Annotated in this window: 21 protein-coding genes and 1 tRNA gene; 7 read left to right on the forward strand and 15 right to left on the reverse strand. The window is 29.8% G+C overall.

Features of this window, described 5'->3' with window-relative positions:
* Positions 1 to 37 precede the first annotated feature (37 nt).
* A complete protein-coding gene (locus tag F754_RS0105605; RefSeq protein WP_023648943.1) occupies positions 38 to 1,051 on the forward strand; it encodes a polyprenyl synthetase family protein in 1,014 nt (337 codons plus the stop codon).
* Here F754_RS0105605 and pdxH read toward each other — a convergent pair.
* The gene (gene pdxH, locus F754_RS0105610) at positions 1,048 to 1,674 is read right to left on the reverse strand and encodes a pyridoxamine 5'-phosphate oxidase (RefSeq protein ID WP_023648944.1); all 627 of its coding nucleotides are present in this window, start codon (positions 1,672 to 1,674) and stop codon (positions 1,048 to 1,050) included. The genes F754_RS0105605 and pdxH overlap by 4 nt on opposite strands.
* A gap of 33 nt (positions 1,675 to 1,707) precedes the next feature.
* On the opposite strand from pdxH, the gene aroC reads away from it, so the two are divergent.
* Positions 1,708 to 2,790, forward strand: coding sequence for a chorismate synthase (aroC, locus tag F754_RS0105615; RefSeq protein ID WP_023648945.1), 1,083 nt, complete (start codon positions 1,708 to 1,710; stop codon positions 2,788 to 2,790).
* An 8-nt stretch (positions 2,791 to 2,798) separates the two neighbouring features.
* Here the strand turns inward: aroC and F754_RS0105620 are convergent, their stop codons facing one another.
* The 3 genes from F754_RS0105620 to F754_RS0105630 are packed head-to-tail and all read right to left on the reverse strand — an operon-like array spanning position 2,799 to position 5,817.
* Positions 2,799 to 4,712 (reverse strand): 1-deoxy-D-xylulose-5-phosphate synthase, encoded by a 1,914-nt coding sequence (locus F754_RS0105620; protein WP_023648946.1) that lies wholly within the window; start codon positions 4,710 to 4,712, stop codon positions 2,799 to 2,801.
* A complete protein-coding gene (locus F754_RS0105625) occupies positions 4,712 to 5,584 on the reverse strand; it encodes a polyprenyl synthetase family protein (RefSeq protein ID WP_023648947.1) in 873 nt (290 codons plus the stop codon). The genes F754_RS0105620 and F754_RS0105625 overlap by 1 nt, the downstream gene beginning before the upstream one ends.
* The gene (locus F754_RS0105630; RefSeq protein ID WP_023648948.1) at positions 5,581 to 5,817 is read right to left on the reverse strand and encodes a hypothetical protein; all 237 of its coding nucleotides are present in this window, start codon (positions 5,815 to 5,817) and stop codon (positions 5,581 to 5,583) included. The genes F754_RS0105625 and F754_RS0105630 overlap by 4 nt, the downstream gene beginning before the upstream one ends.
* 20 nt (positions 5,818 to 5,837) lie before the next feature.
* Between F754_RS0105630 and F754_RS0105635 the strand changes: the two genes are divergently transcribed.
* From F754_RS0105635 to F754_RS0105645, 3 genes are read left to right on the forward strand one after another with little or no spacing between them, the layout of a single operon-like run.
* Positions 5,838 to 6,770 carry a threonylcarbamoyl-AMP synthase gene (locus F754_RS0105635; RefSeq protein WP_023648949.1) on the forward strand — a complete coding sequence of 311 codons (933 nt, stop codon included), beginning with the start codon at positions 5,838 to 5,840 and terminating at the stop codon, positions 6,768 to 6,770.
* Complete coding sequence (locus F754_RS0105640) at positions 6,771 to 7,508, forward strand: ABC transporter ATP-binding protein (protein WP_023648950.1); 738 nt, start codon at positions 6,771 to 6,773, stop codon at positions 7,506 to 7,508.
* Positions 7,495 to 8,286 carry an ABC transporter permease gene (locus F754_RS0105645; protein ID WP_023648951.1) on the forward strand — a complete coding sequence of 264 codons (792 nt, stop codon included), beginning with the start codon at positions 7,495 to 7,497 and terminating at the stop codon, positions 8,284 to 8,286. The genes F754_RS0105640 and F754_RS0105645 overlap by 14 nt, the downstream gene beginning before the upstream one ends.
* 2 nt (positions 8,287 to 8,288) lie before the next feature.
* On the opposite strand, the gene F754_RS0105650 is transcribed toward F754_RS0105645, so the two are convergent.
* Positions 8,289 to 8,365, reverse strand: a tRNA-Arg gene (locus F754_RS0105650).
* Between the two features lie 23 nt (positions 8,366 to 8,388).
* On the opposite strand from F754_RS0105650, the gene F754_RS0105655 reads away from it, so the two are divergent.
* Both F754_RS0105655 and rpoH read left to right on the forward strand, forming a co-directional pair.
* Positions 8,389 to 9,369: an RluA family pseudouridine synthase gene (locus F754_RS0105655; RefSeq protein ID WP_023648952.1), complete on the forward strand. Its 981-nt coding sequence runs from the start codon at positions 8,389 to 8,391 to the stop codon at positions 9,367 to 9,369.
* Between the two features lie 41 nt (positions 9,370 to 9,410).
* On the forward strand, positions 9,411 to 10,304 hold the full coding sequence (rpoH, locus tag F754_RS0105660; protein WP_023648953.1) for an RNA polymerase sigma factor RpoH: 894 nt from the start codon (positions 9,411 to 9,413) through the stop codon (positions 10,302 to 10,304).
* Here the strand turns inward: rpoH and F754_RS0105665 are convergent.
* The 10 genes from F754_RS0105665 to F754_RS0105710 form a co-directional block, all read right to left on the reverse strand.
* Positions 10,301 to 11,593, reverse strand: coding sequence for an adenylosuccinate synthase (locus F754_RS0105665; RefSeq protein WP_023648954.1), 1,293 nt, complete (start codon positions 11,591 to 11,593; stop codon positions 10,301 to 10,303). The genes rpoH and F754_RS0105665 overlap by 4 nt on opposite strands.
* Positions 11,593 to 12,405, reverse strand: a complete 813-nt coding sequence (thiD, locus tag F754_RS0105670; protein ID WP_023648955.1) for a bifunctional hydroxymethylpyrimidine kinase/phosphomethylpyrimidine kinase — start codon at positions 12,403 to 12,405, stop codon at positions 11,593 to 11,595. The genes F754_RS0105665 and thiD overlap by 1 nt, the downstream gene beginning before the upstream one ends.
* Positions 12,402 to 13,733 carry a phosphoglucosamine mutase gene (gene glmM, locus F754_RS0105675; protein WP_023648956.1) on the reverse strand — a complete coding sequence of 444 codons (1,332 nt, stop codon included), beginning with the start codon at positions 13,731 to 13,733 and terminating at the stop codon, positions 12,402 to 12,404. Before glmM ends, thiD begins: the two co-directional genes overlap by 4 nt.
* Positions 13,733 to 14,785: a dihydropteroate synthase gene (gene folP, locus F754_RS0105680; RefSeq protein WP_023648957.1), complete on the reverse strand. Its 1,053-nt coding sequence runs from the start codon at positions 14,783 to 14,785 to the stop codon at positions 13,733 to 13,735. Before folP ends, glmM begins: the two co-directional genes overlap by 1 nt.
* Before the next feature lie 8 nt (positions 14,786 to 14,793).
* Positions 14,794 to 16,680, reverse strand: a complete 1,887-nt coding sequence (gene ftsH / locus F754_RS0105685) for an ATP-dependent zinc metalloprotease FtsH (RefSeq protein WP_196228289.1) — start codon at positions 16,678 to 16,680, stop codon at positions 14,794 to 14,796.
* Between the two features lie 87 nt (positions 16,681 to 16,767).
* Positions 16,768 to 17,793: a tRNA lysidine(34) synthetase TilS gene (gene tilS, locus F754_RS0105690; protein WP_023648959.1), complete on the reverse strand. Its 1,026-nt coding sequence runs from the start codon at positions 17,791 to 17,793 to the stop codon at positions 16,768 to 16,770.
* A complete protein-coding gene (ybgF, locus tag F754_RS0105695; protein ID WP_023648960.1) occupies positions 17,753 to 18,745 on the reverse strand; it encodes a tol-pal system protein YbgF in 993 nt (330 codons plus the stop codon). Before ybgF ends, tilS begins: the two co-directional genes overlap by 41 nt.
* Positions 18,746 to 18,827: 82 nt before the next feature.
* A complete protein-coding gene (gene pal / locus F754_RS0105700; protein WP_023648961.1) occupies positions 18,828 to 19,325 on the reverse strand; it encodes a peptidoglycan-associated lipoprotein Pal in 498 nt (165 codons plus the stop codon).
* An 85-nt stretch (positions 19,326 to 19,410) separates the two neighbouring features.
* Positions 19,411 to 20,754 carry a Tol-Pal system beta propeller repeat protein TolB gene (gene tolB / locus F754_RS0105705; RefSeq protein ID WP_023648962.1) on the reverse strand — a complete coding sequence of 448 codons (1,344 nt, stop codon included), beginning with the start codon at positions 20,752 to 20,754 and terminating at the stop codon, positions 19,411 to 19,413.
* Positions 20,755 to 20,763: 9 nt separating this feature from the next.
* Positions 20,764 to 21,642 carry a cell envelope integrity/translocation protein TolA gene (locus F754_RS0105710; protein WP_023648963.1) on the reverse strand — a complete coding sequence of 293 codons (879 nt, stop codon included), beginning with the start codon at positions 21,640 to 21,642 and terminating at the stop codon, positions 20,764 to 20,766.

Genomic DNA, 21,642 nt, shown 5'->3' on the forward strand with positions numbered 1-21,642 from the left:
AATATATATAATTCAAATATATTAATTTAAAATCATTATGGGAACTGTAGTTCAGCTTAAAAATCAGATAAACGACTCATACTTTCAACTTAAGGATTTTGTTGAGGATAAGCTAATTCTTACTGAAGAAAAGATAAAATCTAAATTAGTAAGTGATGTTGAGTTAGTTCAAAAAATGACTGACTACCATATTCAAACTGGCGGAAAGAGATTAAGAGCGCTGTTAACTCTTGGATCTGCAAAATTATGTGGATACTCAAAAGGTTCAAGAGATATTAATTTAGCAGCTTGTATTGAATTAATTCATAGTGCTACACTAATGCATGATGATGTAATTGATGAGGGAACTGTTAGAAGAGGCAAAGATACATTAAATAAAATTTGGAACAATCATTCATCTGTTCTAATCGGAGACTATTTATTAAGTCGATGTTTTGAAATGATGGTAGAGGATGGTAATTTGGAGGTTTTAAAATTATTATCATCAACTTCTTCAAAAATTGCTCAGGGAGAAGTTTTACAACTGCAACATAAAGGTGAAGTTGATATGCTGGAAGAGACTTACCTAAAAATAATATCGGCAAAAACTGCTGAACTTTTTGCAGCTGCAACTAAAGTAGGTGCAATTTTATCAGAAGTTGAAACTAAAGAAAAAGATGCACTAGAGTTCTATGGAAGAAATCTTGGATTAACTTTTCAAATTGCTGATGATACCCTTGACTATAATTCAGATTTAAAATTATTTGGTAAAAAGATAGGTCAAGATTTTTTTGAAGGTAAGATTACTTTGCCTATAATTTTACTATTTCAAAAAATAAATATTGAAGAAAAAAAATTATTAACAGAATTTTTTAAAAAAGATTCAAGAGAAAAAGATGACTTTAATAAGATAATTGTTTTAATAAAAAAATATGAGATCATAAATGAATGCTATCAAAAAGCTCAACATTATATCAATTTGGCTTCAAACTCTCTTACAGTATTTAAAGACTCAAAAGAAAAAACAATTCTTAAAAACCTCACTTCATTCAGTTTAGCCAGAAATTTTTAAGGACTTAATAAAGATTTTATCCAGTTACCACTTTTATTAATTGTGTAATTTAATCTTTCATGAATTCTGTTATCTCCATCTAACCAAAATTCAATTCTGATTGGTGACAAATTCCAACCAGACCAATGGTTGGGTCTAGGCACATTGTTTTCATCATTAAATTTTTTTTTAAACTCTTTAATTGAGATTTCAAGTTCATCTCTATCTTTTAATACTTTACTTTGTTTTGACGCCCAAGCTCCAATTCTACTATCATAGCCTCGTGAATTGTAATATTGATCAGCTACATCGTCCTCTACTTGAGTTATCGTTCCACTAATTCTTATTTGTCTTAAAAGACTTTTCCAATGAAAACACATTGCAGCATTTGGATTTTCTCTAAGCTCATTTCCTTTTTGACTATTTAAATTAGTATAAAATACAAATCCATTTTGATTAAACTCTTTTAATAAAACCATTCTGACTGATGGCAGGTTGTTTCCACTAGATGTTGCTAATGATAGAGCATTAGGATCATTGGGTTCTGATTTTTTTGCTTCATCTATCCACACTTTGAACAGTTCAATAGGATCATCTAGATCTAAGAAACATTTATTGAGACCAAGTAAGTTTTTTTGATTCATAATTTAAACAAAATAATCTATACAATATAAATAATGTCATTTAATACTTTTGGAAAGCTATTTCGTTTCTCAACTTGGGGAGAGTCTCACGGACCTGCAATAGGCTGTATGGTAGATGGATGCCCACCTAACATAAGTATTAAAGAACAAGATATTCAAATAGAACTGGATAAAAGAAAACCAGGACAATCAAAATTTACAACTCAACGTAAAGAAGACGATAAAGTTCAAATTCTGTCTGGTGTGTTTGAGGGAAAAACAACGGGGACTCCTATATCGCTCATAATTTACAACAAAGATATGAGATCTAAAGATTATGGGAATATAAAAGATAAATTTAGACCAGGACATGCTGATTTAACTTATTTTAAAAAATATGGAATTAGAGATTATAGAGGTGGAGGAAGATCTTCTGCAAGAGAAACTGCAGCTCGTGTTGCAGCAGGTGCAATAGCTAAATTAGTTCTACAGAATAAGTTAGGTAAAAAGTTTAAAGTTATCGGAGCCGTAACTCAACTAGGAATATTGGGATGTGATACAAATCAATGGAACGATAAAATAATCACAAAAAATCCATTTTTTTGTCCAGATAAATCAATGATTAAACTTTGGGAAAAATATTTATTAAGTGTTAGAAAATCTGGCTCCTCTTGTGGAGCTGTAATTGAATTAAGAGCAAGAGGAGTACCTGCTGGATTAGGTGCCCCAATATATTCAAAATTAGACTCTGATATTGCTTCAGGTTTAATGAGTATTAATGCTGTTAAAGGAGTAAACATTGGATCTGGTATGAACTCAGCTCAATTAAGTGGTGAACAAAACTCAGACGAAATTTCTCAAAAAGGTAAAAAGTTAAAATTTAACTCTAATAATGCTGGAGGTATCTTGGGTGGTATATCAAGTGGACAAGAAATTATTGCCTCGTTTGCTGTTAAACCTACATCATCAATTTTAACAACGAGAAAAACAATTAATAAATTTGGGAAAAATACAACTATATCTGTTAAAGGAAGACATGACCCTTGTGTAGGTATAAGAGCTGTTCCTGTTGGTGAAGCTATGATGAATTGTGTTTTATTAGATCACTATTTAATGCACAAAGCTCAGTGCAGCTAAAACTATTTTTAATTTTTAACTACCTTGATTGAGTCTTTTGTAAACAAAATATCTAAAACTTTCTTTGAAATTTGTGAAGCATTTAAGCCAGCTACGTCATACATTTTATTAGGATTATCCTGTTCGATAAAAGTATCGGGTAGTGTCATTGCTCTAAACTTCAATCCTTTGTCAAATATTCCTTTCTCAGCTAATAAATTTTTAACATGAGAACCAAAACCACCTATTGATCCTTCTTCAATAGTGATCATTATTTCGTGTTGTCTGGCACATTGCAAAATAAGTTCTTGGTCTAAGGGTTTAGCAAATCTAGCATCAACAATTGTTACTGATACACCTTTATTCTTTAATCCCTCAGCTGCTGATTTGCACTCTTCAAGCCTAGTACCCAAACTTAAAATACAAACTTGATTTCCTTCTTGAACTACTCTTCCTTTACCTATTTCAATCTTTTCCTCAATTGAAGGTAGATCGAGACCCACTCCTGTTCCTCTAGGATATCTGATTGCACTTGGTTTATCGTTAATATCCACAGATGTGTTAATCATTTTTACCAACTCAACTTCATCGCTTGCTGCCATTACAATAAAATTAGGCAAAGTTGATAAGTATGTAATATCAAATGAGCCAGCATGTGTTGACCCGTCTGCACCTACTAGACCTGCTCTATCTATTGCAAACCTTACTGGTAAACTTTGAATAGCCACATCATGTACTACTTGATCATAAGCTCTTTGTAGAAAGGTAGAATAAATTGCAGCGTAAGGTTTATAACCTTCTGTAGCTAGACCAGCTGCAAAAGTAACAGCATGCTGTTCTGCTATACCAACATCAAACATTCTTTTAGGAAATTCTTTTCCAAAAATATCCATACCTGTACCACCTGGCATTGCAGCTGTAATTCCAACAATTTTACTGTCTTTTTGAGCATGTTTAACCAAAGTATTTGCAAATACTTTTGTATAGGCTGGAAGATTGCTACCACTTTTAACTTGCTCACCTGTTTTCACATTGAATTTTGAAACACCATGGTAATGATCAGTTGCTTTTTCTGCATAAGAATAGCCTTTCCCTTTTTGTGTTTTAATATGGATCATAATTGGTCCTTCATGTTTAGAGTCCCTTGCATTTTTAAGAATAGGAACAAGGCTATCTAAGTCATGACCATCAATTGGACCTGCATAATAAAAACCTAATGAATTGAATAACGTGCCTCCTGTAACAGCAGATCTTAGAAAATCTTCAGCTTTACCAGCTTTTGCACTAAATCGTTTTGAAAACGAGGACATTATCAATTTAATAGTTTCTCTCAGACTAAAATAAATTTTTCCCGTAAATAACTTTGCTAGATAAGTTCTCATAGCGCCCACTGGTTTTGCAATTGACATATCGTTATCATTCAAAATAACAATCATTTTTGTTTTTGATGCTCCAGCATTATTCATTGCTTCATAAGCCATTCCTGCACTGATTGCACCGTCACCGATTACAGCAATTACATTAGAAGATTTATTTGCCAATTTATTTGCTTCAGCAATTCCTAGTGCTGAAGATATAGATGTTGAGCTATGAGCAGCACCAAAAGGATCATATTCGCTCTCTGATCTTTTTGTAAATCCTGACAAACCATTTCCTTGTCTTAAAGATTTAATCTTATTTTTTCTTCCAGTTAAAATTTTATGTGGATAAGATTGATGTCCCACATCCCAAATCAATTTATCATTAGGTGTGTCAAAAACATAATGAAGAGCAACTGTTAGCTCTACCACTCCTAAACCTGCACCTAAATGTCCTCCTGTTTCAGAAACTGCACTGATCATTTCTTCTCTAACTTCATCAGAAACTTTTTGCAAATCATCTTCTGATAGCTTTCTTAAATCAGATGGAAAATTTATATTATCTAAAAATTTATAATTTTTCACTACTTCTCTCTATGCAAAATATAATTCAATGTTTCTTTTATATATTTAGAACTTGTGCCGTATTTTTTTAAATTTTTATTTATTTTTAAGATAATCCTATCACAATATTGAATTGCATTCATATAACCTAATAAACTTATTAATGTTGCTTTACCTTTTTTTTGATCTTTTCCTGTTTTTTTTCCAGCTATTTTAGAGCTACCTTTAAAATCAATTAAATCATCAGCTATTTGAAATAATAAACCAATATCAGAACCAATATTTTCAAAAAATTTAATTTCTTTGACATTTTTTTTATTAATAATTGCAGGTGCGGCACAACAAAAACTAAATAATTTCCCTGTTTTTTTAATTTCCATTTCTATAATCTTATTTTTAGATATCTTTTTTTTTTCGTAACTGAGATCTAGATATTGACCACCTGCTATACCTAAATGACCTGAACATTCAGATAATTTTTTTATTAAATTAATCTTAATTCTTTCACTTATTTTCATAGTAGGACTTGATAAAATTTCAAATGCCATTGTAAGTAATGAGTTTCCTGCAAGGACTGCTGTAGATTCTCCAAACTTAATATGTGCAGATGGTTTTCCTCTTCTAATTTTATCATTATCCATACATGGTAAATCATCATGAATTAGGGAATAAGCATGAATACATTCTACAGCGGCACCAATAGCAATTAATGTTTTATAATCTATTACTAATAACGAACCAATATCAATTAAAATTTTAGATCTAATTTTTTTTCCACCAGGAAATAAGCCATACTTCATGGCTGGAAGTAATTTAGATTTATTTTGCTTGATAAGAAACTTCTTTAGAAAAATGTTTGTATCACTTGCAATCTTATTAAGCTTGTTTTTCATTTTTTTTTAATAATTTCTTTAACTTTTTTATTGGTTTCTTCACCTATAGATCTAAAACTTTTATTAAATTTTTTTTCAATAATAATATTTAACTTCAACAATTGTTGATAGCTTTCAACAGAATTATTTAGATCTTTTTCATTTTCCAAAGACTCTATTATTTGATTTGCTTGGTCTGTTAGCTCTTCGATAGTACTATCATTATTATCAGGTAGTAAATTTTTATCTTTCATATAATAATAATTATTAATACATGAAATCTATTCAATCAAATATCAAAAAAGCTAAACAATATTTAGATAAAAATCATTGTGTAGCCGTTCCCACCGAAACTGTATATGGATTAGCTGGAAATGCTTATTCAGACGTATCTGTAAAGAGAATATTTAAATTAAAAAAAAGACCTACGAATAACCCTTTAATTGTTCACTACTCAGATATTGATAAGCTTAAAAATGATTGTGTTATTAATGATAATTTTATTAAGCTATATAATAAATTTTCCCCTGGACCAATTACATTTATTCTGAAATTAAAAAAAATTTCTAAAATTTCTAAATTTGTCACTAATAAACAAAATAGCCTTGCTGTTCGTTTTCCCAAACATCCTTTATTTAAAAAATTACTTAAAAGTTTAGACTATCCATTAGCTGCTCCAAGTGCAAACATATCAACTAGATTAAGCTCTGTTAAAGCAACTGACGTTATTGAAGAGTTTGGATCAAAAATTAAATATATCTTAGATGGAGGAAAATGTCAGATTGGTTTAGAATCAACAATTATCAATCTTTTAGGAAAACCAACAATACTTAGATTTGGCGGATTAGATGTTTCAAAAATAGAAAAATTATTAAAAAAAAAAGTTTTAATAAAAACTAATTCAAAGAAAAAAATTACACCTGGTCAATTTCCATTACATTACTCTCCTGGTATTCCATTAAGAATAAATGCTAAAAAACCAAAAAAAGATGAAGCTTTTGTGTTAGTAAAAAAAAGAAAAGATAAGTTTAAAAATTATTACTATTTAAGTAAAAATAATGATCTTCAAAAATCTGCTAAAAATTTATACTCATTACTTAGAAAAATTAAAAAAGATGGTTATAAAATGATTGCAGTTGAAAAAATTAAAAACAAAGGAATTGGCAAAACAATAAATGATAGATTGAACAGAGCCTCGAAATATTAAATGTCAAATTCAATTGAAGTAATTAATTTATCTAAAAGTTATAAGTCAAAAAAAGCTGTAAATAATATTAGCTTTAAAATTAACGAAAATGAAATTGTTGGCTTGTTAGGACCAAATGGATGTGGAAAAACCACTACAATTGGAATGATGTTAGGCTTGTTAAAACCAACTAGTGGTAAGGTATTAATAAATGGAATGGATATTGAAAAAAACAAAATTTCTCTTCTTCATAAAATGAATTTTATTTCTCCATACATAGAATTACCAAAAAAACTTACCGTCAGACAAAATTTGATGGTCTATGGAAAATTATATAATGTGCATAACTTAAATGATCAAATTGATTACTTATCGAATAAATTAAGATTAAATAAACTATTAGATAATGTTACAGGAGAACTTTCTTCAGGACAAAAAAATAGAGTAAGTTTAGCAAAAGCATTAATTAATAATCCCACTGTACTTTTGCTTGATGAGCCTACTGCGTCTTTAGATCCTGAGACTGGAGATTTTGTTAGAACTTTTTTAGAAAATTATAAAAAAGAAAATAAAATATCGGTATTACTTGCTTCACATAATATGGATGAGGTTAAGAGACTATGTAGCTCTGTTTTAATGATGAAAGGCGGCGTAATAGTAGATAGTGGTACCCATGATTATTTAATAAGAAAGTATGGAAGAAAAAATTTAGAGGAAGTTTTTTTAGAACTTGTGAGAAATAAAAATGAATTTAACTAGAATATATGGTCTTTTTTTAAGACACTTTTATTTAATTACAAGATCATTTCCAAGAATTTTAGATTTAATTTACTGGCCAACTATTCAAATCACACTATGGGGTTTTATTTCAAATTTTTTTGCAAATCATAGCACTTACTATGATGGTGCTGTAGGTGTGATACTTTCTTGTGCAATTCTTTACGATTTTTTATTTAGAACCAGTATTGGGTTTAACATGCTATTTTTAGAGGAGATTTGGAGTAGAAATTTTACTAATTTGTTTATTGCTCCAATGAAAATAAGCGAAATTATTGTATCACTTGTTTTTACTGCTTTGATTAGAGCTCTAATTGGATTGGTTCCTGCAATATTATTAACATCTCCTATATTTGGAATTTCTTTGTTAGATTTAGGTTTACCTTTGGCATTCCTTTTTTTAAGTTTATATGTTTTTGGTATTACTTTAGGTTTATTCGTTTCTGCAGGACTTTTAAGATTTGGTCCATCTTTTGAAAATATTGCATGGTCAACTATGTTTTTGCTAGCACCTTTTGGATGCATCTATTACCCTGTTGAAACTCTTCCAGAAATATTTCAATCTATAGCTTATGCTCTTCCGTTAGTTTATATCTTTGAGGAAACAAGAAATATCTTGGTTAATCAATCTGTAAATTATGAAAATATCATTCAGGCTCTTTATTTGAACGGTGGATATCTAATTGCTGCAATATCGGTATTTTATTATTCTTTTGATAAAGCTAGAGAGAAAGGAACTTTAATTAATATCGGTGAATAAATTGGCGCGCCTGCTAGGAGTCGAACCCAGAACCTCCTGATCCGAAGTCAGGCGCTCTATCCAGTTGAGCTACAAGCGCATATAGTATTAATATTACATTTTATGGAAAAAATCATTAATTTTATAGTTGAAGAAATTGAAAATAATCTAAGAGTTGATGTTTTAATTAACAAAAGAGAAGAGCAGATTAGCCGAACTAGAATTAAAAATTTAATCCTTAAAGAAAAACTTAAACTAAATGATAAAATCATTAAAAGTCCTTCAAAAAAAGTTTTAGCTGGTGACAAATTAAGTCTTAATATCCCAAAACCTCAAGAAGTTTCCCTAAAACCCTACAACTTTAAATTAAATATAGTTCATGAAGATAATGATCTCTTAGTAATTAACAAGCCCGCTGGAATTATTATGCATCCAGGAGCTGGAAACTATGATAAGACAATTGTTAATGCTTTAATGCATTACGATGAAAACTCACTATCAACTATTGGGGATGAACTTAGACCGGGGATTGTACATAGAATTGATAAGAATACTTCAGGTTTACTTGTTATTGCAAAAAATAATGAAACGCATGAAAACTTATCAAAACAATTTAGTGATCATACAATCACAAGAGTTTATCAACTTTTAATTTGGGGCAAATTAAGACCTTCATCTGGTAGACTTGACACTTTTATAACTCGAAGCTCAAAGAATAGACAATTAATGGAAGTTAGTCGATCCAAAGGTAAGCAGGCAATTACAAATTATAAGACCATCGAAATTTTCGAAAACGATAAAACTCCAACACTAAGTTTAGTTGAGTGTAAATTAGAAACTGGAAGAACTCATCAAATTCGAGTTCATATGACTTATCTGGGAAATAGTATTGTTGGAGATGATAAATATAAAAAGAAATATAAAAAATTAAAAAATATTGATATGGGAATAGAAAGCTCTATTTCAAAATTAGATAGACAATTTTTACATGCAAAAACTCTTGGATTTATTCATCCTAAAACTAATGAGGAAATGATTTTTTCCTCAAATTTGCCAAAAGAACTAAATAATTTATTAAAAATGCTCAGAAATACTAGCAATTAAATCATTGAAAATTAAATATAGTTAATTAAATAAATACAGCCATGAACGCAACATTTAATAGTAATGTACCAGCTCTTTCAAATGAGGGTGGTCTCTCTGCATATTTAGAACAAATAAAAAAGTTTCCAATGTTAGCTGCAGAAGAGGAATACATGTTAGCAAAAAATTGGAAAACTACTGGAAATATCAAGGCAGCTGAAAAATTAGTAACAAGTCATTTGAGACTAGTTGCTAAAATTGCAATGGGCTATAAAGGGTATGGGCTTCCTGTAAATGAAATGATTTCTGAGGGTAATGTTGGTCTCATGCAAGCAGTTAAAAAATTTGAACCTGAAAAAGGTTTCAGATTAGCTACATACGCTATGTGGTGGATTAAAGCATCTATACAAGAATATATATTAAGATCTTGGAGTTTAGTCAAAATAGGAACCACAACAGCTCAAAAAAAATTATTTTTTAATCTTAAAAAAATTAAAAATCAAATCTCCCCTCAAACTGAGGGTGATTTAAGAGATGAACATGTAAATGAAATAGCTAATAAATTAAATGTAAGTAAAGATGAAGTTGTTTCAATGAATAGAAGACTTTCTGGTAAAGAGTTTTCATTAAATGCTCAAGTTGGCGAAGATGGAGATGAATGGCAAGATTGGTTAGTTGATAAAGAACTAGATCATGATTTAAAGTTTGCACACCAAGAAGAAATGGAACAAAGAAAAGATCTATTAAAAAATTCTATCAAAGTCTTAAATGAAAGAGAAAAAGAAATTTTATACTCCAGAAGACTAAATGATAATCCAACAACTTTAGAAGATTTAAGCAAAAAACATAAGATTAGTAGAGAAAGAGTAAGACAAATTGAAAATAAAGCATTTGAGAAGTTACAAAAGCAAATGCTATTAATGGCAAAATCTAAAAATTTGTTACCAGTAAATTAAATATCAAAAGGATTTTCAACTAAAATAGTATCATCTCTCTCGGGGCTAGTTGATACACTAGAAACTTTAGCACCGATAAACTTTTCTACTGCATAAATATATTTTTTTGCGTTTTCAGGTAAAGAGTCCATATCTTTAGTTCCATTTGTAGATGTTTTCCATCCAGGATAGGTTTTATAGACTGGTTTTATTTTTAATTGATCTTCTACTGCAGCAGGTAAATAATCAATTTTTTTTCCATTAAGCTCATATTCAACACACATTTTAATTTCATCTAATTCATCAAGAACATCAAGTTTAGTAAGTGCAATACCATCTATCCCTGAGATTTTTATTGTTTGTCTAACCAATACTCCATCAAACCAGCCACATCTTCTTTTTCTACTTGTGACAGTTCCAAACTCTTTTCCTCGAATACCTAATAATTCTCCTACATCATCTGTTAATTCAGTTGGAAAAGGACCCTCCCCAACTCTTGTTGTATATGCTTTTGTAATTCCTAAAACATAATTAATTGAGTTGGGACCACATCCTGTTCCAGTTGCAGCGCTAGATGCAACCGTGTTAGAAGATGTTACAAAAGGGTAAGTACCATGATCCACATCAAGTAAAATTCCTTGAGCCCCTTCAAATAAAATTTTCTTTTTTTCTTTTTTAAATTCATCGATCTTAAGCCAAACTGGCTGAGAAAACTTCAGTATTTGAGGGGCAATTTTGAGTAAGTCTGATTTTAATTGTTCTTTTTCAAAAATTTTTTTTCCAAGTCCTTTTCTGATTGCATTATGGTGAACTAAGACTGACTCTAATCTTTGATCTAAATTTTTTTCAGACCTAAGATCCATTACTCTAATAGACCTTCTTCCAACTTTATCTTCATATGCTGGGCCAATTCCTCTTCTTGTAGTTCCAATTTTACCTTTACCTGCAGCATCTTCTCTGATTTCATCCATTTCTCTATGAAATGGTAAAATTAAGTTTGCAGCTTCAGAAATAATAAAATTATTGATATTTACATCAACACCTTTTGATTTTATCTCCTCAATTTCTTCAAGTAATGCCCACGGATCAACTACGACTCCATTTCCAATAATTGAAATTTTATTTTTTCTTACAATTCCAGATGGCAGTAATCTTAATTTATAAGTCACACCATCAATTACCAGTGTGTGACCTGCATTATGACCTCCCTGAAATCTAATTACTACATCTGCTTGCTCTGAAAGCCAGTCTACAATTTTACCTTTTCCTTCGTCTCCCCACTGTGATCCAACTACAACTATATTTTTCATTACCTGAATTTTCTTTCTATATTAATTGGATGAAGATGATTAATTGGGCCATGACCTTTACCGTATTTAGGATTAGTTTTTATGCCAAAACTTACATATTTAATCCCAAGCTCACAAGATTTCTTTATAGGTTTTCCACATGATAAAAAAGTAGTGATTGCACTAGATAAAGTACAACCTGTCCCATGGGTATTTTTAGTATTGTATCTCTTACTATTAAAAATTTTAATATCAGATTTTGAAACAAATATATCTTGGACAGTATTTGAAGATAGGTGACCTCCTTTAATTAATACATTATTTGCTCCAATTTCAATTAATTTATGGGCTGCAAAAATCATATCCTCTTTATATCTTATATTCATATTAGTTAATATTTCTGCTTCAGGGATATTTGGAGTTATTAATGATACTCTTTTTATCAATTTTTTTTTTAATAAATTAATTGCCTTATCATCTATTAATTTTGTTCCACCTTTTGCAACCATTACTGGATCAAGAACTATTTTATTAACTTTAATATTTTTAAGAGAATTAATAACTGACTCTATTACTTTAGTAGAATGTAACATACCAATCTTAATTGCATCAGGCTTAATATCTTTAGCTGTAAAAAAGATCTGATTTAAGATTTCTTTTGGTGAAATTGGAAAAATTGATTTAACACCTGTTGTATTTTGAGCCGTAACAGCAGTGATGGCGGTCATTGCATAAGATCCAAGTGCAGTAACAGTTTTTATATCAGCCTGTATTCCAGCCCCACCTGATGAGTCAGATCCTGCAATAATTAATACTTTAGAATTAGGCTTCACTTTATTTTATTTAAAATAATATTTAGACACTTCTCTAAAAGTTTTTTGTTTTCACTTTCACCCATAACTCTTATTTTTGACTCTGTACCTGATGCTCTCACTAATATTCTTCCATGACCATTCATTAATTTTTCAGCTTGTTTGATAGACTTTTTTACATCTGAGTTTTTAATTATTGATTTATCTTTAACAAAGACATTTTTTAAAATTTGAGGAGTTTTTTTAAACTTATTGAAGAAAGAACTGGCTTTTTTTCCTTTTCTAATTGCAAATAGTACTTCTAATGCCACTAACAACCCATCTCCTGTTGTTGCAAATTTACCTAATATAATATGTCCAGATTGTTCACCACCAAGGTTAAAATTATTTTTTTGCATTTGTTCTTTTACATATCTATCTCCAACATATGCTCTAATAAATTTTATTTTATTTGATTTAAAAAATTTTTCCAAACCATAATTAGACATCAAGGTTCCAATAACTCCACCTCTTAACATTTTTTTATTTTTCCATCTTGTGGCTATTGCTGCAATTATTTGATCTCCATCAATTATATTTCCCATTTCGTCACTCATAATAATTCTATCGGCATCTCCATCTAAAGAAATACCAAGATGAGCTTTGTATTTTTTTACTGCAAACTTAATCTTGTTAGGATGAGTCGAGCCACAATTTTTATTTATATTTATTCCATTTGGATTTATACCAATTGCAATCACTTTGGCTCCTAAAGACTTCAGTAAATCTGGTCCAGCTTTATAACCTGCGCCATTTGCACAATCGATTACTATTCTTAGCCCTCTTAAATTAAATTCTTTTGGAAAATTTTTTTTTAATATTTTTAAATATTCTTTTGTCCCATTCTCTAATCTTTTTACTCTTCCTAGCTTTTCAGGACTAGAAAGATTTTTTGAAATTTTTTTATCTATTAATCTTTCAATTTTTTTTTCAATTTTATCAGATAATTTCATTCCATCTGGACCAAATAATTTTAAACCGTTATCATTATGAGGATTATGGGAAGCTGTAATCATAATACCCATATTGGCTTTTATTGTTTTAGTTAACATGGCCAAACCATTTGTTGGCATAGGCCCAAATGTATAAACATGCATTCCAGCTGAGGCCAATCCTGAAACAAGCGCAGGTTCAAGTGTATAACCAGATAATCTAGTATCTTTAGCTATAATTGCTATTTGTTTTCTTTTTTTTTGGGATTTAAAGTAAGTTCCTGATGCTAATCCAAACTTAAAAAACATATCTCCGTTAATATGCTTACTATTAATTGCACCTCTTATTCCATCAGTTCCAAAATATTTTTTTGTCATTAAACTTTTATTGTTTCTTTAAAGACTTTTATACCCTGAAGCAATTCATTTACATCATGAATTCGTAAAATTTGTACACCTTGCATCATTAGATAAATTGAAGATGCTATCGTACCTCCAATTCTTTCCTTGGTATCATTTTTTTTTGCTATCTCTTTTATAAATCTTTTTTTTGAATTACCCACAAGTATAGGAAAACCCAATGAATGAAAAATAGAAATATTACTTATTAGATTAATATTATGTTTCAAATTTTTTCCAAAACCTATACCAGGATCAATGATGATATTGTTATGTTTAATACCAATTTTTTTTAAAAAATTTATCTTCTGCTCAAAAAAATCATATATATCTAATAATTCATTCTTATACTTTGGTTTATTTTGCATATTCTCAGGTGTTCCTTGTGAATGTTGGATAACAAAAGGAATTTTATGATTCTTAAGAACATTAATAGTTTCAGAGTCATATTCTAATCCAGAGATATCGTTAATAATTTTTACACCATACTTAATTCCTTTTTTCATAATTTCAGACTTTCTGGTATCTAATGAAATTGGAATCTTTTTACTCAGCAATTTAATTATTTTTTCAATTCTTTTCCATTCTGTTTTTTTGTCTACCGCTTTTGATCCTGGACGAGTGGACTCCCCACCTATATCAATAATATTTGCCCCAGAGTTAAACATTTCTAAAGCATGTTTTAGACCCTTATTACCTGTGTTAAACTTTCCTCCATCAGAGAAACTATCTGGTGTAAGATTTAAAACTCCCATAATATTTGGAATTTTCAAAAAATTTAAATTTGAAAAATTTTTTTTTTTTGATCTTATTTTTTTTAAATCTATTTTAATTAATTCTTTTAATGATTTTGTTAGACTGTTAATTTTATTTATTGAAATTTTTTTTTTTGAGGTTCTTGATATTATTTCGATATGATCAAATGAAATATTTTTATTACCATTAAGAGGTATTGATCTATTGCTATTGATTAACAATCTTGAATCATTACCATAGTAGAAATTACACGCCCTAGTGTAATATTTTCTCATTTTTTTTGTTAATGAACTATTTTTGGTTTTAAACCCATTGCACCTAACGCAGAGTTTTGGTCATCATTTTCTTCTGGTTTTTCAACTATTTTATCTTTTGGATATAAATTTTTATTAATTATATTTTCAATCTCTTCACCTGTTAAAGTTTCATAAGTAATAAGAGCTTTAGCAATTTTATGTAGGTCATCAATTTTTTCGGTTAATATTTTTGTAGCCTGGCTATACCCCTCATCAACTAACTTTCTAATTTCTTTATCTATTTTTTGAGCCACTTCTTCTGAAACAGATTGTGTTTGTGTAACTGATCTTCCTAAAAATACTTCTTCTTGGTTTTCACCGTATTCAATTGGTCCCATTTCTTCACTCATTCCATATTTTGTAACCATAGCTCTAGCAAGTTGTGTTGCTTGATTAATATCTGATCCGCTACCGCCTCCTGCTCCTGTAGAAATATTATCTTTTCCAAAAATTAATTCCTCTGCAACTCTACCTCCAAAGCACACAGCCATTCTAGCTTTTAAGTATTTTATTGAATATCCATGTTTGTCTCTTTCAGGTAAATTCATAACCATTCCTAAAGCTCTACCTCTTGGAATTATAGTTGCTTTGTGAATTGGATCATAGCTTGGCATATTAAATGAAACTAAAGCATGTCCACCCTCATGATATGCTGTTAATTTTTTTTCATCCTCTGTCATCACCATCGATCGTCTTTCAGATCCCATCATTACCTTATCTTTAGCTTCCTCAAACTCAATTAAGGTTACAATTCTCTTATTTTTTCTTGCAGCTAATAAAGCTGACTCATTTACCAGATTGGCTAAATCAGCTCCAGAAAAACCAGGCGTTCCTCTTGCAATAGTTCTTAAATTTACATCTGGTGCCATCTTAATTTTTTTAACATGAACTTTTAAGATTTTTTCTCTTCCAATAATATCTGGATTTGAAACAACTACCTGCCTATCAAACCTACCAGGTCTTAATAGAGCAGGATCAAGAACATCTGGTCTGTTAGTTGCAGCAATTATAATAACACCCTCGTTCGTTTCAAACCCATCCATTTCTACTAATAATTGATTTAATGTTTGTTCTCTTTCATCATTTCCTCCACCCAAACCAGCACCTCTGCTTCGACCAACAGCATCTATTTCATCTATAAAAATAATACATGGTGAATTTTTTTTACCTTGCTCAAACATGTCTCTTACTCTTGATGCACCAACACCTACAAACATTTCTACAAAATCTGAACCTGAAATAGTAAAAAATGGAACTCCGGCTTCTCCGGCAATTGCTCGTGCTAATAAAGTTTTTCCTGTTCCCGGAGGCCCTACTAGCAATGCTCCTCTTGGTATTTTTCCACCAAGTCTACTAAATTTTTTTGGGTCTTTTAAAAATTCTACAATTTCTTCCACCTCTTCTTTAGCTTCTTCTACCCCAGCAACATCATTAAATGTAACTTTGCCCTTAAGTTCATTCATCATTTTGGCTTTAGATTTTCCAAATCCCATCGCACCACCTTTTCCACCTTGCATTTGTCTCATAAAGAAAATCCAAACAGCAATTAATAGAAGCATAGGGAACCAAGATAAAAGAACTCCAAACAGTGAAGGCATTTTTTCATCTAAAGGTGCTGCAGAAATACTAACTCCTTTATCTGATAGTTTTTCAATTAAATTAGGGTCATTAGGAGAGTATGTAGAAAAAGAGTTGCCATTAGAAAAAACTCCTTTGATATTGTTCCCTTGAATTTCAACTTTTAAAACCTCTCCATTTTCAACTGATGTTAAAAATTCTGAAAATATAATTTGATTTCCACCTCTTACATTTGGTTGTGGATTCTTAAACATGTTATATAGGCCAATAGTCAAGAAGACTATAATTCCCCACATAGCAATATTTTTTAGATTCATGATGTTAAGATAAGAATTATTACAAGATTAACAAGTGACAAAATATCATTAAATATTTATGTTTTATTACTCTTTTGACAATATGATGGTCTTATTAACCTTTTTAATTAAACATCCTCCCAATGTAACTTTAAATGAGGATTTGGCTTTTATTAAGTCAATAACTTTATCAATTTTTTTTCCTCTAACAGCATAATATTTTTTTCCTACAATTTTTAATACTTCAGTAAATGATCTAAATACAACCTCATCAGATTGAGAAAAAAAATTTTCTTTTAAAATAACCATATTTTTTTGATTCAAACTTGTTACGTTATCTTCAAAATTTTTTTTAATATAAAATTCAATATTTTCATTGGCAAATTTTAGATTTTTAATTGTTAAAAAAAACTTTTTTCTATCAAGACCTTCTAAACTTAATTGCTTTAAAAAATTTCTTATTTTTACTCTTTTAAAATTATCATTTTCATTTGATGGATCATTAATATAAGATCCAAAAATGTAATCAGTTATATATACTAAATCCTTTTTATCTATTTTGATTAAGGGTCTAATCAAATTAACCTGATTTTTATGTGTCTCTCTATCTAATGAAATTAATCCCTTGAGACCACTTCCTCTTAAAATTCTTATAAAAAAATTTTCAAATAAGTCATCCAAATGATGTCCAAGTAAAATATTATTTATTTTATATTTTTTTGCTATATCTGCTAATAGCTTGTATCTTTTTTCTCTGGCAATAGATTGAATATTTTTTTTCGGCTTTATTCCCTTCCAGGTAAGAATAGTTAATTTAATAAAAAAATTTTTTAATTTTTTTTTAACATATTTGGCTTCTAATGTTGAATTTTTTCTTAATCTATGATCGACAATAAAATATTTTACATCTAAAGATTTCTTAATTGAATAAATTTTTGTCAAAAAAGATAATGCAAGACTATCCGGACCACCAGAAACAGCTACAATGAAATTTTTTTTAATAGGAAGATTACTTTCAAATTTTTTATAAATTTGAAGAGTTCGTTTATCTTTTAATTTATCTAATAAAAACTTATGAGTCTTCTTTGATACATTCAAACTTTTTAGACTCATATTTTGCTTTTTGAATTACTGATTGATTTGCCTTAGGATATTGCAACTCTACTCCATTTATCATTTTACACCCTTGGTCTTTTTCTCCAATCTGAACCATTGATACACCAAGTTTTAACAAATTTATAGGAGCCTTATTACCTTTTGGATATTTTTGATAACCCTCTAAATAAGCTGACGCAGCATCAGTGTAGAGTTGTCTTATTCTAAATGTTTCGGCATACCAATACTGAGCACTACCAGCTAATTCATGTTCACTATTAGAAAGCACAAATTCTCTAAAAGCTCTTTCAGCCGTACTATAATCGCCCACTTTTAAAAAACTTGTTGCAAATTCATATTGTTTTTTTGGAGATAACTCTTGAGGTAATATTTTTTCCTCAGCTTGAAAAGTTTCAGTCACAACAGTAGCGGTAGTATCTACAGATTGAATTTGTTGTGATGTTTCAGATGTCTCAGTATCTTTGTAAGATATAGAGCCAAGATCTTGAGGTTGGGAACTTCCAGGTAATATTTCACTTTTTGAATCTGCTTTGGGTTTTGAGGATAATTTTGTTGTAATATCGCCAGAACTAATTGCAGTCTCGATATCCTGAAATCTTATTTGATTATCTGCTTGAATTTTTGATAACCTGTTTGATAATTTATCAAGTTTAAAATTTATCTCTTCAAATTTATTCGTTAATTGCCTAAATTGATCTTCAACTTCAGATAATTTTAATAGATGTCTTGTAAGTACATCTTCTGAGTTACTATCTAGCTCAATGTTTGACTGTTCACTTGTTGATGTATTAACTTCAATAGAGCCTGAATAAACTGCTCTTTCAAGAGTTTTTAGATCATTTTTGATAATTTCTAAAGTTTCATAAATATTATGATTATCTGAAAAGGAATTTTGAAAAAAACTCAAATTAAATAAAATTAATAATATTAGTTTTAATGTAAATCTCATTAGTATTTAGATTTATGGTTATAAAAATGGCAAAAAAAAGACCCTAAAATTTTTACACTTTAGGGTCTTTAAATTTAATTCTTTAATTTGCTTTAACAGTTACAGATCTTCTATTTTTTGACCAAGCTAATGGGTTAGAACCAGCATCAACAGGTCTTTCTTTTCCATAACTTAATACTGAAATTCTGTCTGAAGAAATTCCATAAGTCATCAAATAATCTTTCGCAGAATTAGCTCTTCTTTCTCCAAGTGCTAAGTTATACTCCCTAGTACCTCTTTCGTCTGCGTGTCCCTCAAGAACAACGTTAATGCTTGAGTTTTTTCTTAACCAAGCTGCTTGTGCTCTTAACGTCTCTCTTGAAGCGGTTGTTAATATAGTTTCATTTGTTGCAAAGAAAACTCTATCTGGAACACCATCGGCTAAATATTCAACTGTGTCAGTTCCCGTGTAAACATCACCTTGCATCTGACCTTGTATAGCATCAGTAGTTGCTACTTCTTTTTTTGTTGCACATGCAGTTAATACTAGGCAGGCTGCCAATATTAAAAGTGTGTTTTTATAAATTTTGCTTAATGTCATTAAATTGCTCCTTGCTGCTAATTTCAATTTCATACTTTTTCACAACTAATTAGAGGTTTCAAGTCAAAAAATCAAGTAATTTAAACTAATTACTCAATAAAGATGACCATGATGGGTCAGAAGCATCAGTCTGAGTTTCAACTAAACGTTCATTATAGCCCGTTAAATCTATCGACCATAGCTTGGCAGAAAATCCTTCACCTTTTGCGTTAGTTTTTGTTTCTCTATAAAAAATCAAAACTCTACCATTTGGAGACCATGATGGTGCTTCTTGGTAGTAATTTTCAGTAAGCAATCTTTCTCCCTTACCATCAGTTCTCATTACACCTATATAAAATTTTCCTTTATGCAATTTTGTGAAAGCTATTAAATCTCCTCTGGGTGACCACACAGGTGTTCCATAAATACCATTTCCAAATGAGATTCTCTTAACGTCACTACCATCACTTTTCATAATATAAATTTGCTGGTACCCACTTCTATCAGAATTAAAAGCAATAAATTTTCCATTTGGAGAATAAGATGGCGAAGTGTCAATTGAAGGATGATTTGTAATTTTTTCAACTAACCTATTTTCTAAATCCATCGTGTATATGTCTGATTTTCCATCTTTAGCTAAACTCATTATTATTTTTTTGCCATCAGGAGAAAATCTTGGTGCAAAAGTCATCCCAGGAAAATCACCTACAACCTCTTGGGTTCCTGTTTCAATATCTAACAGATATACTCTTGGTAAATTTTTAAAGTACGACAAATATGTAACCATTTGACTGGTTGGATTAAATCTTGGAGTTAATACAAGCTCATTTCCAAGTGTGAGAAATTTATTATTTGCCCCATCTTGATCCATGATTGCTAATCTTTTTTTTCTTTGTGTTTTTGGGCCTTCCTCAGCAACATAAATTATTCTTGTATCAAAATATCCTTTTTCTCCTGTTAATCTTTCATAAACTTTATCTGATATAATGTGACCTACCCTCCTCCAATTACTTGGCACTGTTGTAAATGCTAACGCCATCATTTCTTTAGCTGCCAAAACATCCCACAACCTAAACTCAACTCTTAATTTTTCATCAATATATGTTACTTTGCCAGTAATAAGTGCTTGAGCTTTAATTAAATTCCAATCTTCAAATCTAGGTTTTAAATTTGCAATATCTGGTGCTTGTAAAAATGCTTCTTTGCTCAATGGATTAAACAAGCCCGATGTTCTTAAATTATTTTCAACAATACTAGAAATCTCAGATCCAATATTTTCTTTTTCAAGAATTTTTTCAAAACTTTTTTTGGATTTATCATTAATTGATAATGGTGAAACTGCTAGTGGAAGTGGGTTTAAATTTCCTCTTGTAATATCAACTTCAATCAAAGCAAAGGCTTTAATTGGTATTAACAATATTAAAAATAAAATTAAAAAATTTTTTTTCATATCTTTATATTAACCTTCTAACATCTCTCTTGCATCAAAATTTAATTGTAATTCTTTCCATCTTTCATAGCCTGTTGTTGGTACTCTTAAAGGCTGACATAACTTTACAGCCCTCAATGCACTTTCGGCTAATACTTTATAAAACCCCTGACCTGGTTTGTTCATTCTAGCATGATCTAAAATTTCAGTTTTTGCCACCGAACCATCTGGCTCAAGCATTAGCTTAATTCTTACCAATAAATCTTCATTATATGGTAACCCAAGAGGAATACTCCAACATCCAAAAATTTGAGCTTTTAAAGCGTCTTCTTCACTTAGAGTTAGTCCTGAAGTTACAATATTTTTATCTTGATCTTGAGTAATATCATTATTTTTTTTAATCATTTCTACGTTATCTTCTTTTGCCTTATCAATCAATTTCGCAATATTATCCAAATCAACAAATTCTTTTTTTTCAAATTCTGAAATTTGTTTTACCTCTTCATCTAACTTATCTGGGTTTTGTTTATTTTCTTTTTTTGTCTCAATTTTCTTAACTGTTTTATCAGGTAATGGGACTGCTTCTGGAGTTTGATTGTCAATTTTTTCTTTTTTTTCATCTAATGAAACAACCGTTTTAGTTTTCGTTTTTTTAACTTTTTTTGGGGGTGCTTGTTCAGATACTAATTTTTTTTCTTTTTCTTTCAATTTTTTCTTCTTCTTTTTTTCAATTATTTTTTTTGCTTTTGGAGCAAAAGGTATCTTTGTCTTTTCTGTGATCTGTATCAGTTCAACCGATACTATTGGTGGAATATCAAGTGGTTTTTTTGCTAAAAAAGGTAAACTCATAGCTGTAATTAAAATTAAAACACCATGTAAAACAGAAGAAATAATCAAACTTCTATTCAC

The organism is Candidatus Pelagibacter ubique HTCC8051 (genome assembly GCF_000472605.1).
Classification (GTDB): domain Bacteria; phylum Pseudomonadota; class Alphaproteobacteria; order Pelagibacterales; family Pelagibacteraceae; genus Pelagibacter; species Pelagibacter communis_B.

What these genes read in the sequence shown, in the direction of transcription:
- F754_RS0105605 (WP_023648943.1), top strand. Translation starts at nt 38, where the DNA reads ATGGGAACTGTAGTTCAGCTTAAAAATCAGATAAACGACTCATACTTT.
- pdxH (WP_023648944.1), bottom strand. Translation starts at nt 1,674, where the DNA reads ATGAATCAAAAAAACTTACTTGGTCTCAATAAATGTTTCTTAGATCTA.
- aroC (WP_023648945.1), top strand. Translation starts at nt 1,708, where the DNA reads ATGTCATTTAATACTTTTGGAAAGCTATTTCGTTTCTCAACTTGGGGA.
- F754_RS0105625 (WP_023648947.1), bottom strand. Translation starts at nt 5,584, where the DNA reads ATGAAAAACAAGCTTAATAAGATTGCAAGTGATACAAACATTTTTCTA.
- F754_RS0105630 (WP_023648948.1), bottom strand. Translation starts at nt 5,817, where the DNA reads ATGAAAGATAAAAATTTACTACCTGATAATAATGATAGTACTATCGAA.
- F754_RS0105635 (WP_023648949.1), top strand. Translation starts at nt 5,838, where the DNA reads ATGAAATCTATTCAATCAAATATCAAAAAAGCTAAACAATATTTAGAT.
- F754_RS0105640 (WP_023648950.1), top strand. Translation starts at nt 6,771, where the DNA reads ATGTCAAATTCAATTGAAGTAATTAATTTATCTAAAAGTTATAAGTCA.
- F754_RS0105645 (WP_023648951.1), top strand. Translation starts at nt 7,495, where the DNA reads ATGAATTTAACTAGAATATATGGTCTTTTTTTAAGACACTTTTATTTA.
- F754_RS0105655 (WP_023648952.1), top strand. Translation starts at nt 8,389, where the DNA reads ATGGAAAAAATCATTAATTTTATAGTTGAAGAAATTGAAAATAATCTA.
- rpoH (WP_023648953.1), top strand. Translation starts at nt 9,411, where the DNA reads ATGAACGCAACATTTAATAGTAATGTACCAGCTCTTTCAAATGAGGGT.
- F754_RS0105665 (WP_023648954.1), bottom strand. Translation starts at nt 11,593, where the DNA reads ATGAAAAATATAGTTGTAGTTGGATCACAGTGGGGAGACGAAGGAAAA.
- glmM (WP_023648956.1), bottom strand. Translation starts at nt 13,733, where the DNA reads ATGACAAAAAAATATTTTGGAACTGATGGAATAAGAGGTGCAATTAAT.
- folP (WP_023648957.1), bottom strand. Translation starts at nt 14,785, where the DNA reads ATGAGAAAATATTACACTAGGGCGTGTAATTTCTACTATGGTAATGAT.
- ftsH (WP_196228289.1), bottom strand. Translation starts at nt 16,680, where the DNA reads ATGTGGGGAATTATAGTCTTCTTGACTATTGGCCTATATAACATGTTT.
- tilS (WP_023648959.1), bottom strand. Translation starts at nt 17,793, where the DNA reads ATGAGTCTAAAAAGTTTGAATGTATCAAAGAAGACTCATAAGTTTTTA.
- ybgF (WP_023648960.1), bottom strand. Translation starts at nt 18,745, where the DNA reads ATGAGATTTACATTAAAACTAATATTATTAATTTTATTTAATTTGAGT.
- pal (WP_023648961.1), bottom strand. Translation starts at nt 19,325, where the DNA reads ATGACATTAAGCAAAATTTATAAAAACACACTTTTAATATTGGCAGCC.
- tolB (WP_023648962.1), bottom strand. Translation starts at nt 20,754, where the DNA reads ATGAAAAAAAATTTTTTAATTTTATTTTTAATATTGTTAATACCAATT.